Annotated in this window: 12 protein-coding genes and 1 tRNA gene; 8 read left to right on the top strand and 5 right to left on the bottom strand. The window is 38.2% G+C overall.

Annotated elements, in window-relative coordinates:
- Positions 1-5: 5 nt before the first annotated feature.
- From TSP02S_RS02615 to TSP02S_RS02600, 4 genes are read left to right on the top strand one after another with little or no spacing between them, the layout of a single operon-like run.
- Positions 6-494, top strand: coding sequence for a hypothetical protein (locus TSP02S_RS02615; RefSeq protein WP_041081657.1), 489 nt, complete (start codon positions 6-8; stop codon positions 492-494).
- Positions 491-1,570, top strand: a complete 1,080-nt coding sequence (gene wecB, locus TSP02S_RS02610) for a non-hydrolyzing UDP-N-acetylglucosamine 2-epimerase (RefSeq protein ID WP_041081655.1) — start codon at positions 491-493, stop codon at positions 1,568-1,570. Before TSP02S_RS02615 ends, wecB begins: the two co-directional genes overlap by 4 nt.
- On the top strand, positions 1,570-2,643 hold the full coding sequence (locus TSP02S_RS02605; protein ID WP_144380707.1) for a Gfo/Idh/MocA family protein: 1,074 nt from the start codon (positions 1,570-1,572) through the stop codon (positions 2,641-2,643). The genes wecB and TSP02S_RS02605 overlap by 1 nt, the downstream gene beginning before the upstream one ends.
- Positions 2,631-4,268 carry a sensor domain-containing diguanylate cyclase gene (locus tag TSP02S_RS02600; protein ID WP_144380706.1) on the top strand — a complete coding sequence of 546 codons (1,638 nt, stop codon included), beginning with the start codon at positions 2,631-2,633 and terminating at the stop codon, positions 4,266-4,268. Before TSP02S_RS02605 ends, TSP02S_RS02600 begins: the two co-directional genes overlap by 13 nt.
- Here the strand turns inward: TSP02S_RS02600 and TSP02S_RS02595 are convergent.
- From TSP02S_RS02595 to TSP02S_RS02575, 5 genes are read right to left on the bottom strand one after another with little or no spacing between them, the layout of a single operon-like run.
- Complete coding sequence (locus TSP02S_RS02595; RefSeq protein ID WP_041081650.1) at positions 4,255-6,771, bottom strand: AAA family ATPase; 2,517 nt, start codon at positions 6,769-6,771, stop codon at positions 4,255-4,257. The two genes, TSP02S_RS02600 and TSP02S_RS02595, sit on opposite strands and share 14 nt — an antisense overlap.
- Positions 6,768-7,379: a hypothetical protein gene (locus TSP02S_RS02590; RefSeq protein ID WP_041081649.1), complete on the bottom strand. Its 612-nt coding sequence runs from the start codon at positions 7,377-7,379 to the stop codon at positions 6,768-6,770. Before TSP02S_RS02590 ends, TSP02S_RS02595 begins: the two co-directional genes overlap by 4 nt.
- Before the next feature lie 11 nt (positions 7,380-7,390).
- The gene (locus TSP02S_RS02585) at positions 7,391-9,376 is read right to left on the bottom strand and encodes an alpha-amylase family glycosyl hydrolase (protein ID WP_041081647.1); all 1,986 of its coding nucleotides are present in this window, start codon (positions 9,374-9,376) and stop codon (positions 7,391-7,393) included.
- 14 nt (positions 9,377-9,390) lie between these two features.
- Positions 9,391-10,596, bottom strand: coding sequence for an adenosylhomocysteinase (locus tag TSP02S_RS02580; protein WP_041081645.1), 1,206 nt, complete (start codon positions 10,594-10,596; stop codon positions 9,391-9,393).
- A gap of 9 nt (positions 10,597-10,605) precedes the next feature.
- The gene (locus TSP02S_RS02575) at positions 10,606-11,646 is read right to left on the bottom strand and encodes a DUF362 domain-containing protein (protein ID WP_082025877.1); all 1,041 of its coding nucleotides are present in this window, start codon (positions 11,644-11,646) and stop codon (positions 10,606-10,608) included.
- Positions 11,647-11,744: 98 nt separating this feature from the next.
- On the opposite strand from TSP02S_RS02575, the gene TSP02S_RS02570 reads away from it, so the two are divergent.
- From TSP02S_RS02570 to TSP02S_RS02555, 4 genes are all read left to right on the top strand, one after another.
- On the top strand, positions 11,745-12,653 hold the full coding sequence (locus TSP02S_RS02570) for an AEC family transporter (RefSeq protein ID WP_041081644.1): 909 nt from the start codon (positions 11,745-11,747) through the stop codon (positions 12,651-12,653).
- Between the two features lie 68 nt (positions 12,654-12,721).
- Positions 12,722-12,809 (top strand) — tRNA-Leu (locus TSP02S_RS02565).
- Positions 12,810-12,916: 107 nt separating this feature from the next.
- Entirely contained in the window at positions 12,917-14,398 is a 1,482-nt protein-coding gene (locus TSP02S_RS10900) for a diguanylate cyclase domain-containing protein (protein ID WP_082025875.1), read from the top strand.
- A gap of 21 nt (positions 14,399-14,419) precedes the next feature.
- Entirely contained in the window at positions 14,420-15,250 is an 831-nt protein-coding gene (locus tag TSP02S_RS02555) for a DegV family protein (protein WP_041081642.1), read from the top strand.
- The last annotated feature ends 28 nt before the right edge of the window (positions 15,251-15,278 follow it).

Raw genomic sequence — 15,278 nt, 5'->3', positions numbered from 1 at the left:
TAGGAATGTTGGTAATAAGATATCCGTTGTCTTTGAATGTGCTCAGGAGATTGAAAGCATCAGATCTTGTAAAATACACAGGAAGAATTATTGTGCTGAGCAGGCGCGCTTTTGAAAGAATTATAACTTACGAAAAAGCCGAAGGTCTTGTACCAGAGTATATAAACGGTGAATTGATTTGTTTTGGTTCATTGCAAAATGATTCCGTTCAGCTGTTGGAGATCAAAGATCATGAAGATTTTTTGGAAAAATCCTTTCTCTTTGGTGTTGTATCTGTCTTATCTAAAAGTGCTAAAGCCAGTAATTTCTATTTCAAAAGATATGCAAGGGTTATGTTTGTTCCAACTTGCGATGTAACCGTAAAGTCTTTCAGGATTCTGGCACACGCAGATTTGAAAAATGAAGCGGTCGTCGAAGTAGAAGTCGAAGATCTCTTGATGCGAGTCGCTATTGATTCAAAAGGATGTACAAAAACTGTGGGGGTAGATCAATGAAATCCTGCTTTGTCTTTGGCACAAGACCAGAAGTTATAAAAACCGCTCCAGTGTATCTATACTTCAAAAATCTCGGTGAAGAAGTAATTTTAATTGCAACAGCTCAACATAGAGAAATGATGGATATGATGATAAAGGTTTTCAACATAAAACCCGACTATGATCTTGATGTGATGACTCAAAATCAATCTTTGAATATGATAGTTTCACGGGTAATGGAGAGAATTGAACCAATCTTGATGAAGGAAAGACCCGATATCGTTTTTGTCCAGGGAGATACCACTACTGCTCTCAGTGCCTGTTTGGCTGCATTTCATCTCTCTATCCCAGTGGCACACATCGAAGCTGGATTGAGAAGTGGTGATCTTTATGATCCTTTTCCCGAAGAATTGAACAGACGATTAATCGATGTATCATGTAGATATCTTTTTGCTCCAACGAAAAGAGCAAAAGAAAATTTATTGCGTGAAGGTCTTGATGAAAATAGGATTTTCATCGTGGGAAATACCGTTATAGATGCATTAGAGCTCATAAGAAAAAAAATAAATATGGTATCTCTGAGAAAAGAGCTCATAGATTCAGATTATTACATTCTAATGACACTCCATCGTAGAGAGAACATAGGTGAAAAGATGAGATCTATTCTCAGGGCAACGGCAGACTTTGCGCAAAAAAATGATATTAGAGTGGTCTTTCCAGTACACAAAAACCCAAATGTGAGGCAGATTGTCGATGAAGAAGTCGGAAAAAATCCGAATTTCATTTTGATCGAACCTGTAGACTATTTGCATTTCTTATCGCTCCTTGATGGTGCAAAATTCGTTGTGACAGATTCGGGAGGAGTGCAAGAAGAAGCACCTTCTTTCAATAAATTCGTTGTAGTTGCAAGGCAGACGACTGAAAGGCCTGAATTGATCGAAGCGGGGCTCGGTATACTCGCTGGGACTTCTAAAGAAACGGTTTATGAAGCTATAAATGAAGCAAATAGAAAAAATCTAAATTCAATTGAAAATCCATTCGGCGATGGAAAAAGCTCGGAGAGAATATACAAAATCATAAGAGGTGATATCGCTTGATGCTGAGAATGGCTTTGATTGGATGTGGAAGAATCTCTCCAAAGCACGTCGAGGCTATAATTGAAAACCAAGAAATCGTCAAACTCGTAGCGGCATGTGACTTGGTTGAAAAAAAGGCAAAAACAGTGGCAGATCAAATTGAAAAAGTCATTGGGTACAGGCCTAACGTTTATACAGATTATAAGGAAATGCTAAAAATGGACGATATAGATTTTGTAGCGATTGCAACACCGAGTGGAACACATTACCAAATAACACTTGATTGTCTGAATTTTGCTAAGCATGTACTTGTGGAAAAACCAATGGCTTTGAGCACGACTCATATGAAAGAAATGGTGAATTTGGCAAGAAAGAAAAATTTGAAACTCGGTGTGTGCTTTCAAAATAGATTCAATCCGCCCGTCCAAGAATTGCGAAAGAAATTAGAGAGTAATGCCTTTGGTAAGATATTTTACGGGACAATAAGCGTGAGATGGAATAGAAATGAAGATTACTATAAGCAAGCCTCATGGCGTGGTACTTGGGATCAAGATGGTGGAGTTTTGATGAATCAGAGTATCCATGGAATCGATTTGCTTCAATGGATGCTTGGTAGTAAACCAAAAAGGGTCCTTGGCTTGATAAAAAACATGAATCATCCATATATCGAATCAGAAGATCTTGGTGTTGGAATAGTGGAATTTGAATCCGGTGCTATAGGAATAATCGAAGGCACTTCGAATATCTACGATAGGAATCTGGAAGAAGTTCTTTCAATCTTCGGTGAAAGGGGAACGGTGAAAATCGGAGGGCTCGCAGTTAACCGTATTCTTACCTGGAGATTTCCAAATGAAGATAGCCATCCTTATATGAACCTTTCAGATCCAGACACCGTTTATGGGAAAGGTCATGTCGCGTTGTACAGAGATTTCTGTGAATCTCTGATGAAAGATCATGATCCGTACATAACTGGTGAAGAAGGTCAAAATGCCGTTCAGATAATTCTTGGTTTATATAAATCGGCTATTGAGAATAAATGGATAGATCTACCTGTTGAATTTTCCACTGAACAGATGAAAAGGTGGTCCTTCTGAGAAAACTCAGTTGGTTGATGTTAATAATCATAAGTATAACAATTGGTTTCTACTATAAACCAGGATTACCTGATACAGTAGATATAGTTTTTACTATATACGTATTGCTTGTTGCTTCTCTTTTTTCGAACAATTTGAATTCAATTGTGATTCTCTCCACGGTTTTGCCATACACCCTTTACACTCAAAGTACCCTTGCACCTTTCTTGGTAGGCCTTGGAGTATTACTACAAATTGGAAAGATCGGTTTAAAAAGAAGAATATCTCAAGCGCTTGTCTTTTTCGCAACCACGGCGATCTCTATTCTCATAGCATCGATATTTGTTGATTTGTACCTTCATTTGGCTATCTTTTCGCTTATGACAATTTTGATATATATGTTTTTGAGCTATCTTTTTGGTGAACAATCTCATATAACCTTTGATGAAATCATCTACATTTTGTTTTTCGTACTAATCACAGCAATTATTGCAGGACTTCGCATGCCTCCTCCGTCTTTTGCGCTTTCAATTTATCCTGTTGGTTTATGGATGTATTTGAGAATTCTCTCTTTCAAGAAGACTTTAAAAATCTATAAATCACAACATGAAAGATTCCAACAGTTCAGAGAAAAGCTCGCCGCTTTAATAGAATTGACAAATACTGTTTCGCAGAAAAGTACTGTTCACCAAAGTCTTTCAATGGTTGCTGAAGCTGTTAGTCAGATCAGTGGTTATAGATATGTACTGATAAATATATTAGACAGAGAAAATGGCAAGATATTCAGAGCAGCTCATTATGGACTGAGTCAGAGTGAATTTGAAAGGCTCAAATCCAATCCCCCACCAATCGAATATATATCCAAATTCATGCAAGAAAGATTCAAGATCAGTAATTCCTATTTTGTTCCACAAGGTGCTCTTGAATTACCTGCCGAATATGTTGCAACGCTCTTGAATTCACATTCAGATCTTTTTAATGAACCAGATGCATGGAAACCAGATGACATGCTCATAGTTCCTGTTTACAGTCCTAACCAAGATCTGGTGGGGTATATATCCGTCGATGCGCCCATTCACGGGAAGCGACCTTCTGTGGAAGATGTTCAGATAATGGAATTGATAGCAAGCCAGGTTTATAAATTGCTTGAGCGCTCAGAGACTTACCAGAATATCGTAGTACGGCAACCTTACGACCAGCACACATTACTCTTAACACATTCGGCCTTCCTCGGAGTTCTTGAATCAGAGTGTCAGAAAGGACAACCTTTCGCAGTGGCTATAATAGATATCGATGATCTGACAAAAATAAATTCTCAATATGGCCATGAAACCGGAGACAGAATCATAGAGAAAATAGCAGAAGTCCTCAAGAACAAAACCAGAAAATCAGATGTGGCCGCGCGATACGGCGGCGAAGAATTCGCGATCATACTGAGAAATGTTTCAAAATCCAAAGCAATTGAGATCATCGATAGAATTCTGGATGAGATTAGAAAAATTCAAGACACTGTCAATGTAACCGCAAGTGCCGGTATAGGTATCTTTCCAGATCATGGAAGTGACTATCGGAGCATTATGAAATACGCGCTCAAAGCTCTTGAAATAGCCAAAAAGTCTGGCAAAGATAGATTTATGGTACTTTAAGCACTAAAACTGGCTCAACACCAAGAATCTTCAAAAGTTTCTGATCACTCGTGAAGATTATAACCTGTCTTTGCATAGCTTCGTCTTTCAACAATTGTGCAGCTTTTTCAAGTCGTGTTTCGTCGAATCTTATTAGAAAGTTGTCTATGATCAAAGGTATGGAATCTTCTGGTTGCAATGTATTGTAGAGCGCTATCTTATAACAAAGTAATAACTGATCCAACGTGGCACGACTGAGAGTGTCAATTGTATTTGTAAACTGATTCCCTACGAAAAATCTCACAGAAAGATCTTTTTCAACAGACATGCTTTGCGACAAATCAGTGAATCTACCGAACAAATCTTTCAGAATCCTCGAAAATTTCTCTACATAAGTTCCTGTAAGGCGAGTTAGCTCATTGAGTAGAAACTCCTTTACCTGTGCCGATTGATTTCTGAGTTTTGAGTATGCTTCTTTTTCAAGTTTTTTCAAGGAAAGCTGGTGTATTTGGTTTGCAATATCAGTTGAAAGATCGATTTTAGAAATCTGCTCATCGATCTTTTTGACTTTCTCACTCAGATTTTCTCGCTTTTCTGATAAATCTGCCATAGATTTCTCAAGTCTCTTTTTTTGTCCCAAAAATTCTGCCAATTCTCGATAACTCTGCGCCAAGACAAACAAATCTCCATGCTTAAATATGTCTTGTAATCTGAGTATTTGATCTATTTTGTGTTGAATTTGTTCTATTTTCGAATTTCTCTCAAATGCCATCTGAAGTTGCTGCATATCTTGCAAACCAAGTGAGCTAATTTTTGAGAAATACAGTGTTGATAAGTGTGATCGATCTTCCTTTACTTTCTCAAGATCGATTTTCACTTGATCGATGGATTGTTGAATCAAGAAATACTCTAATTGTTTTCTCTCAAGACTTTCAACAATCTCATTCAGTCTAAGCACAACACTCGGAACATCCTTTATATCCCTTGCTCCAAACCGATGAAGCTCACTCACCAAAGCCATTCCTTCTAAGGAAACTCTCTCTTCTAATTTCTCCATCTCCCGATCCTCATTCAACCATTTGCTGTATTCTTCATATGCCTTTTTCAATTCTTCCAAGCTATCGACACCAAAGGCACTCAAGACACGGTGAATGGCTGACTGTTTCTTTTTTTCAGCCGAACGAAACTCCAGCTGAAGCTTTATCTTTTGTTCATCTTCTTCTTCGAGTTTTTTCATCGTTCTAATTAACAGAAAAAAGAAAATGCCCGAAATTGCGCCGGTGATCACAGATATATAGAACCACACAGGGCTTATAAATAATCCAAACCCAACGCTAATCGCAGAGAAGATAAGTGTTACCAAACTCAAAACGCGTTCTAATCCCACGTGGCTTCTATGCTTTGAGATCTCACTCTCGATGAACTGTAGTTTATTGTTTATTTGTTTCATCTCAAGTTCTATAGAAGTGGGTACTTCGGCTTCAAGAGAACGAAGGATCTTATCTCCTTCACGTTTGAAAACTTCCCAATTTGGCCGATAACTCGCTCTATGACTTTCAAGCTGCTCCAATTTGTTTTCCAAAACTCTATAACTCAACTCGAAGTTCTTTATCCTCAATTTCACCTTTTCTATGTCTTCCTGCCAATCAAGTTCACTTTTCAAGTCATTCATCTGCTTTTCCACATCTGAACGTTTTTTGAGTAATTCTTCGATTTTGCCTTCGAGTTCTTTACATTTTTGCTCGGCATTCTCGATCTTTTGGTGAAGCTGTATGATCTCTGTGTATTCTTCTGCAGTGATAATAGGTAATCGTCTCTCCATGTCCAGCATTTCTTGAAGTTCTTTCAATTGCCTATTCAATTGCTCATCGATCTTTTCCAATTCTCGTGTGATCATGAAATCAACACGCTTTAGTTCATCAAGCAATTTTTGTTTCTGATTGAAAATATCGTTCAAATCACTCTCGATCTTTGATCTTTCTCCAATCAATCCAAAAAGTTGATGCCTATGCCACTGGAAAGCTTCAATCTCTTTTTGCAAAATTTCTATTTGCTCATCGATATCTTTCTCGGTCTTCAACAACCTTTCTTCAAACTCTGGTTGCCTTTTCAGAAGCATTGAAATTCTCTCGGCTTCCTCAAGTTGTGCCATCTTTCTTTTGAGTCTGGCTATGATGGTTTCATCTACTCTGAGCAGTTCAACGATGTCTTCTTCATCTGATAACAAACCAATCGATTCGACGTACTTCCTATCTAATAAAGGTTGCTGAATTAAGACTTCCTCTTCTTTCATACCTTCGATGATTAAAGAGCCACCAAATTCGTCAAAATCCCAAGGTTTATAACGGTTCAACTCATCTTCCGAAAGTCCACCGAGACCCGATACCATGAATCGATAAAGAGTGGTCTTCCCCGATTCATTTGGTCCAAAAACGACATTTACCCCATCTTTGAAGACCACTTGGCAATTATGAAATTTTCCAAAACCCGTTATCTTCAAGCTTTTTATCTTCAGAACACTCACCCCTCACAGAACTCTATCAGATTAATCAGAAAGCATAAAGCCTTTTGCGACATCTTTTCACTCATTCTTCTTTCGAACGAATCCTGTGGATCTCTGCAAACAAAGGCAACTTTGTTGCCAAATAGTTTTGCTTTTTCTGATTCAGAGAGCGTTACAAAATCTGGTAAATAGCCAACAACTCCATCTGAGAGATTCTCTGGATTTTCAATTGGTCTTGGGACAACACCTTTGGCAGAACTCTCGACGATTAGCAATTTATCATCTTCTGATAAAACAAAAACAGGTTTTTCAACCAAAACTGGATTTGAAGAAGATTCTATATCTGGTCTTTCCTGCACCAACTGTATATCAGGTAAATTCAGATGATATAGAAAACCTTCGTCTTGGCAGATTTTCAAGCTGTGAGGTACAAGTGAGAGAATCTGAATGATTTGATCTGGTAAAGCAAGATCACCAAAGAGATCTACTGCTATGTGTTCATCGGCATCGAATCTGAGAAATTCAAGAAAGATCTCTTTTTTTAAATTGGTTACCTGCTCATAATTCAATGGAAATTCAGCATCTTTTGAATCATAGAACTTTAGACCTACTAAATAGATCTTTTTCACAAGCTCACCGCCTATTTGAAATCTATTTTGTACAGAGCAAAATCATAACCCTTTAATTTACAAACTAAGGTCTTTGATGGCCTTTCTTGCTGCCAATTTGATTTGCTCCAAAATTCAACATCTTGAATATCTAAGACTTTGCCATAGGTTTTCTCAAGCTCGATACCTATATCTCTTTCACTCTCGTCGAGATTGGCAACGATTATAATTGCTTTATTATCTTTCCAATATGAGATGTTAGCCGTTTTGCCGTCCTGCCAACTCAGATAAACTGGCCTGTACGTCCCATTTACTATCAAGTCCAAGAACTGCCTTCTGAGTTCGATGATTTCAGACAAAAAATCCGTGAGTTCTGATTTTTTCCAATGCATCGCGTAGTGATCAAAAAAGGCAAGTTTCCCTTGAAATTCATCTTCACAAGAGAGTGTGAATCTACCACACGCATCGTTGTCAAGACCAAGATTCATGGGTTGAGTTTCCTCAATCTCCTGCCCTGAATTTATCATCAAAACGCCATTTGGCGCAAAGGCACAGAGAAATGCCACCAAATGCTTGAATTTGCCATCTTTTCTATGGGCAATTCTTGGGGTATCTGGTGTCTCGGCACAGGCAATATATGGAAGTTCAACATTTACAGCTACCGACTGAACAAATTCATAGGTTTTTTCATGAACCCTTGGAAGCATCCACCAACTATTGCCTATTATCACATCATAACCTGCTTCTTTTGCCTCTTTGGCTCTGTGCATTTCGAGCTCTTCAGCCACAAATACAAAAGATGGATCGTACATCCTTGCGTTCTTGATGATTATCTGTTCAAGTTCATCTGGCAATGCATGTCCCATATCGAGTCTTATACCGTCAATACCGAACCTTTTCTGAAAATACGGGATCACGGAAGCAATATAATCCCACAACTCCTTGTTTTGTACCCTGCCAGGAAAGCGACTTGCCTTTATGACATCAAATAGAACATAGGGAGCCTGATCTTTTGAAATCTTTCCTTCGGCAGTTACAGGATGGTCAAGATATAGTCTTAAAAAAGTCACATCATCCCAGGTAGGTTGTGGATCATTTATCCAATCCGAGAAACCAGGTGCAGTTACTAAACTAAAGTGTTTTGCGATATTGTACATGAAATTTTCTTCATTAGAATCTTTTTTTATCTTTTCCCACTTATCGGGATCTATTTTCTTTGGATCAAAAGTGAATTTTCCTATGTGTTTTATAACTTGTTCCTGGTCATAGATTTTTTTCATATTTTCAAAATCTGGTTGGCAAAAACCAAGATGCGGGATCTTTGGAGGTTTATAATCTGCCAGATCATCGACTTTAATCCAGTAGAACCAATCTGGATGTTCGAGAATTAAATTGCAATCCCTCGCAGCCGTTCGCGGGATAAAATCAAGTATCACCCTAATACCCAGAATATGGCATGCCTCAACTAAAACTAAAAACTCATCATCGACGTTCCAACCTTCAAGTAACGGATCGTGGTACTTTGAATCTATCTTCAAAAAATCTTTCACAGAATAAGGTGAACCTATCTCACCTTTTCTGAAAATATGACTACTCTGTGTGACGGGTAAAAGATAAAGTACGTCCACTCCAAGTTTCACAAGATGTGGTAATAGAGCAATCATCTTCAAGAATGTACCAGACTCACGATACCCAAGTATATCATCTTGTTCAAATCTTCCAAAACCTTTGTGATTATATGCAGTAGTAGATCGAACAAGTGAAGAATAAATAACAGATTTTCTGATCCAATCGCGATCCTTAATATTTTTTTGTAAACTCAAAGATTTCGTGTAGTCGATACCTTTTTCCTTTTTCTGAACAATCCACTTGATAATCGATTCAAAATAAGATGCCGGTTCTACAAAGGCTCTTTCATCTTCGAACTTTACTTCACCATCGTATTCATCAAAGAGCCATGATCTGGGTATACAATAATCTGGTTTTTTTCTTGGCTTTATGGATATTTTTTCTATCACCACCACACCTTCTCTCAGTAACTTTCAAGATATCTTTTCTGTTCAGGAGATAATTCATCAATTTTTATATTCATCGCATTCAACTTCATCCTGGCAACTTCCTCATCTATTTGTCTTGGAACAGGATAAACATTTGGTTCCAGAACCTTAGTTGACAAATAAATCAGGGACATAGCCTGAATGGCAAAAGAAAGGTCCATTATCTCAACAGGGTGTCCATCTGCAGCAGCCAAATTCACAAGTCTTCCTTCGGCAAGTAAAAACACCGTTCGACCATTGGGTAGAACATACCCAGTCACGTTCGGACGTGCTTCGAATTTTTCGACACACAGATGTTCAAGTGCTCTGACATCTATCTCAACATTGAAATGTCCTGCATTCGCAAGAATTGCGCCGTCTTTCATCTGCAAAAATTCTTCAACAGATATGACCGAAGTGTTACCGGTGACTGTGACAAAAAAGTCACCTACTTTAGCAGCTTCCTTCATTTGCATCACTTCAAGACCGTCCATCAACGCCTCAAGAGCCTTTATTGGATCAACTTCTGTAACGATGACTCTTGAACCAAGCCCCTTTGCTCTCATCGCAACGCCTTTACCACACCAACCATACCCAGCCACAACAACTGTTTTACCAGCAACAGTGAGATTGGTGTTTCTCATGATACTATCCCAGGTAGATTGACCCGTACCGTAGCGATTGTCAAAAAGATGCTTCATTAACGCATCGTTGACTGCTATAACTGGAACTCTCAATTTGCCTTCATTGTACAGAGCACGTAATCTCTTCAAACCTGTTGTTGTCTCTTCTGTGACTCCTTTTAGGGTTTCAAGCACATCAGGCATTTCAGTGTGTGCGGTAACGGTTAAATCTGCACCGTCATCCAATATCAAGTGTGGTTTTGCCTCCAGAACAGAATAAATACCCTTCATATAGACAGCTTCATCGCTTGTATGTTTTGCAAAGACATTCAATCCATTTTCTTTGAGAGCTTCTGCAACATCGTCTTGTGTGCTGAGTGGATTACTTCCTGTTATGAAGACTTCGGCACCAAGTTTTTTTATCAGCAAAGCCAAATATGCGGTTTTTGCTTCAAGATGAATAGACATACCAACCTTGAAATTATTCAAAGGCTTTCTAACAACATACTCGCTTTCAATAGAATTCAAAAGCGGCATAAACCTGCCCACCCAATCGATTTTCTTTTGACCAAGACTCATAAAATCACCTTACATAAATTTTCTAACCAGATCGATGGCATCGTTTGGACAAACTTCATGGCACACATAACATCTTATACACTTATTGTAATCGATAAAATACTTAGAAACTTGAATTACCTGTGCAGGACATCTTTCTTCACATATTTTACATTGAACACATCTTTTTTTGGAAATCTTTGGAACCCTGATGATAGTTCTCGCAATCCTTTTCAGAAATTTTGGAACAGGCAACGCCTGAGCAGTGATTGGTAGTTCTATCGTTGAACTCCACTCACCATCTATTTCATAGGAAGGTATCAGATGTCTCTTGAGGGCTTCTTTCAAGGTATAGATCATCTCGGGATCGATACTCAGTTTTTTACAGATTACATGATCGAGAACAAAGGCACTTTCACTCACCGCTATTACTCCGAAATGCTTTAATTTTCCATTCGCCGGACCATTTCCTTCCATACCTATGATTCCATCCAAGATCGTTAGAACTGGCTTGACAAGAAGATGAACATCTACAAGTAACGCAGCAAAATTTTCATTTGTCGCACACCTTATATGCCAGCCAGATTTCTCAAGACCAGGTATACAACCAAAGGTATTTTTCACTCCGAGAGTCAAGATCATCTGAGAATGTGTCTTGAGTTTTGCAATATTCACGATCTTATCTACTTTGAATATCTTCGAACTTATCTTTATTTTCTTATAGACCTGACCATCTACTTCAACTGGGTCGTCGAGTTCAACTATTGGAACAGAATATTTTTCGCACACTTGCAAAATGCCAGATTCATACGCCGCTTTCTGAAGAGTTGATGAAGCAGGACTATCTGCCACAAAAGGTTTGGTTCCAAGTGAAATCAAGAACTTCAAGACACTTTCTAAAACAGCAGGATGTGTTGTGACGCCATCTTGTGGTTTTCTTGCAGAAAGAAGATTGGGTTTCACTAATACACTTTCTTGCGATTTGAAAATCCCTGAATAATTCTTTAGAACAGGCTGTAGGATATCATCAACTTGGTCATATGAATCACATTTTCTCAGAAAAACTTTCAAAAGAACTTCCTCCTTTCTTTGAATATTCTACTTGAATTTGGTTAACATTTGTGTTTTCATCCTTGCACAAAGGTATTATTGTATTGGAAGGTGATCGATTGACACAAACCATTGTTAATCAAGTATTGATGATCTTTTTACTGATAGGGTTTGGATATTTCTTGAGAAAGATAAAGATAATGAACGACGGTTTCACTAAAGGTGCAACTGACCTGATAATTTATGTGACATTACCTGCAATGGTTCTGGCTTCGATGGACAGAGATTTCTCCAAGGAACTGGCTTCGAATGGCGTGTTAATCTTTTTCTTCGGTGCTCTGATGTATGCAATACTCGCTGTTTTAGCCTTCATTTTTGTGAGACTTAGAAAGATTAACTCGCAAGATAAAGGCGTTTATTTGTACATGGTGATCTTTGGAAATGTTGGCTATCTCGGATACCCCGTGGCAAAAATTGCCTTTGATGATATTGGAGTCTTCTACACTGCCTTTTTCAATATATGGTTTCAACTTCTCACTTGGACATTAGGTGTGAAACTTATGTCTAAGAACAAGATAAGAATCAGCAGGTTGATTCTAAATCCAGGACTTTCTGCAACACTACTGGGTGTGATGATATTTTTCTTCTCCTGGGATCTGCCAGTTGTTTTAAAAAGTACCTTAGAAACTATTGGTAACATGACAGTACCCTTAGCCATGTTTATCGTTGGTGCATTCTTGGCAGACGCAAAATTTTCAGATTTCTTGACAAAGATCGATTTATATCTTGCTTCGATGATTAAGTTAGTCGTTGGCCCTCTGGTAGTTGCAATGATACTTTATAAAATGGATCTACCTTTGATTATCAAATCGATTCCCATAATAATGAGCGGTATGCCATCTGGTGTGAATACGGCTATCTTTGCCAAAATGTTTGACAGGGATTACAAACTCGCATCTCAAGGCGTGGTGCTTTCAACGGCACTGTCCTTGATAAGTCTGCCAATTCTGATGACACTGGTACTCTGAATTTTTTCTAAAAGTGGTTGAAAAACCACTTGCCACCTTTGTAGATATGTGCTAAAATCATTCTTAGCGCCGAGGTGGCGGAACAGGCAGACGCGACTGACTCAAAATCAGTTGAGGGATGACCTCGTGCGGGTTCAACTCCCGCCCTCGGCACCATCTTTATCTTAAGCCTCTTAACACCCCGTTTGAATTCTTGTGTCAAATCATTTTTAGATTTTGCTAAAATTTGTATCAAGATCATCTTTCAATTTTGGAGGACAGGTATGGTTGAAAAAAGGCATTTTGCCAAGTCTCTTACCTTTATAATCCTGATTGGTTTGTGCATAGTCGTTTTTGGCATCTTTATCGCGATTGGCGTTTTTTCCAGAGTGAATATTTACATTAAACATAGTATGATGCAAGAAGCCGGCGATAAATTGAACATAGCCTTTCTTCTGGTGAAACAACATTATGAGAGTTATATCAATGGTTTTTTTGATGAACCATATGCACAAAACATGACAAAAGTTCATTTAGAAAATCTTTTTTATGGTCCAGAACATCTTGATTATTTTTGGGTCCTGAATAAGGAAGGAGTATTAATAGCGCATCCATATTTGAAAGATTACCTGAACAGATCTTATAAAGAAATAGACGATCCTGTGTATCAAAATGCTATTGAAAGAATTCTTCAAGCAGCTAAAGAAAACGAATCTTTTGTAGAGTATGAATTCTATAAATATGGAAGCTCTCAATTAGAACAAAAGACAAGTGCAATAAGAGTCTTCGAGCCATGGGGATGGATCATTGGAACTGGTTATTATAGAACGACTCTTTTGACAAATATCAAATCCATTCAGCAAAATTTTTTAATTGCCACCATCGTCTTTTTTGCCTTGATCTTCGTGATTTACTTTGCCTTTCTTGTTCAGTACAAAAAATCAAATGACAAGATAGCAAGAATCATAAAAGAAATTCGAACAGAAAGGGATAGATTAAGGGTATTGATCGAGTCCATGCCCCAACCTGTTGCCCTTTTTGATCAAGATCAAAAATTAATAGACCACAACAAAGCCTATTCTGAGATACAGAACTTTGGCTTGCCAAAGATGAATAACCAATGTTACGCAAACCTGCAATGTCCATATGAGATTAATTTAAAGACTCCCTCTGGCACAAAATGGTATACTGTGCATTGCTTCACAGTCGGGAAAGAAAACTACTCTGAAGGATTTATACAAATCTTCACCGATATCACAGAGCAAAAATTACAGATTCTTTTTTGGCAAGATAAAGCCAATCAAGACCCTTTGACAAAAATTGCAAATAGAAATATCTTAGAAGAGCTGATAGACAATTTTCCAAGCCTCGGGCAGAATTTCTCTGTTATAATGATTGACATAGATGGATTCAAGCAGGTAAATGATTTATATGGTCATTTAGTGGGCGATCGAGTTCTTGCCCATTTTGCAGAAGTGATTAAAAACTCTGTGAGAAAAGACACCCTTGTCATAAGATACGGTGGCGATGAATTTCTCATAATCTTGCCCAATGCTCAAAAAGGAGTTGCAAAGAATTTTATCGATCGTATCAGAAGAGAATTGCAAGAACCTTTGAAAATCGACGATATCAAGATAACCATCGGCTTTTGTGCAGGAATAGCAACCTTTTCCGAAGATGGCGAAAAACTCAGAGATTTGATCGAGCGCGCCGACAAAGCACTTTACATGGCAAAATCTTCAGGAGTAAATCAAACTAGTTTTTAGCCTTCAGAAAGGAGAATTCAGATGAAAATCGTACTTGTCTTTGATAGCAGCATAGATATACCAATCGGGTATGAATTTCCCATACCGCATTATATTCTGCCATTGAAAGTCTATGTTCAGGACAGTGAGTTTAAAGATAAAATCGAAATCACAGACGAACAGTTTTACTCACAGGCACTATCAGGAAAGAAGGTTGGAACCGCCTTGCCCAACCCTTCAGAAACTGCCCAATTACTCACAAAGCTTTCGAAAGAATACGATCACGTCTATATTGTCACTATCTCGAGTAAACTGAGTGGTACATGGAATATGATAAGACTCACCTTAGAACAGTTGAATCTCAAGAATACCACTTTGATAGACTCAAAAAGTGGCAGCGTAAAAAGTTTCTACGTGGTTTACAGGTTATTGAAAGACATTCTCGCCAAAAAACAAATTACAGAACAAACAGGACAACAATATGTTGAAGAATCTCTTTTGTTGTTCACCGTTACAACCCTTGATTATCTTCAAAGAGGTGGTAGGATAGGAAAGGCAAAAGCCCTTCTGGGTAAGATCCTGGGAATAAAACCAATTCTGTCAACCAACGATGAAGGAGAGGTTCTAAGCCTTGGTTCGGCAAGGTCGATCAAACAGGTGATTGATCAGATGGTGAGAAAGGCAAAGGAATTTTTGAAATTCGAAGATTATATCATTATCGGTGGTTATGGTGTTCAACATATGAAACAGTATCTGGACGAACTTTTGTCACACTTTCCCAAAGAAAAGATCCTTGGAATTTCAAGAATCGGTCCTGGTGTGAGCGCACATGTTGGACCAGAAGTCTTTGGATTGGTCATTGGCAAAGCCTAAGATCATTGACAAACTTTGATTCAGCGTG

The sequence above is a fragment of the Thermotoga profunda AZM34c06 genome (assembly GCF_000828675.1).
GTDB classification, from domain to species: Bacteria; Thermotogota; Thermotogae; order Thermotogales; family DSM-5069; genus Pseudothermotoga_B; species Pseudothermotoga_B profunda.
Note: the sequence above shows the minus strand (reverse complement) of the source record. Positions and strands in the feature narration are given on the sequence as shown.

What these genes read in the sequence shown, in the direction of transcription:
- TSP02S_RS10900 (WP_082025875.1), top strand. Translation starts at nt 12,917, where the DNA reads ATGGTTGAAAAAAGGCATTTTGCCAAGTCTCTTACCTTTATAATCCTG.
- TSP02S_RS02605 (WP_144380707.1), top strand. Translation starts at nt 1,570, where the DNA reads ATGCTGAGAATGGCTTTGATTGGATGTGGAAGAATCTCTCCAAAGCAC.
- TSP02S_RS02615 (WP_041081657.1), top strand. Translation starts at nt 6, where the DNA reads ATGTTGGTAATAAGATATCCGTTGTCTTTGAATGTGCTCAGGAGATTG.
- TSP02S_RS02580 (WP_041081645.1), bottom strand. Translation starts at nt 10,596, where the DNA reads ATGAGTCTTGGTCAAAAGAAAATCGATTGGGTGGGCAGGTTTATGCCG.
- wecB (WP_041081655.1), top strand. Translation starts at nt 491, where the DNA reads ATGAAATCCTGCTTTGTCTTTGGCACAAGACCAGAAGTTATAAAAACC.
- TSP02S_RS02555 (WP_041081642.1), top strand. Translation starts at nt 14,420, where the DNA reads ATGAAAATCGTACTTGTCTTTGATAGCAGCATAGATATACCAATCGGG.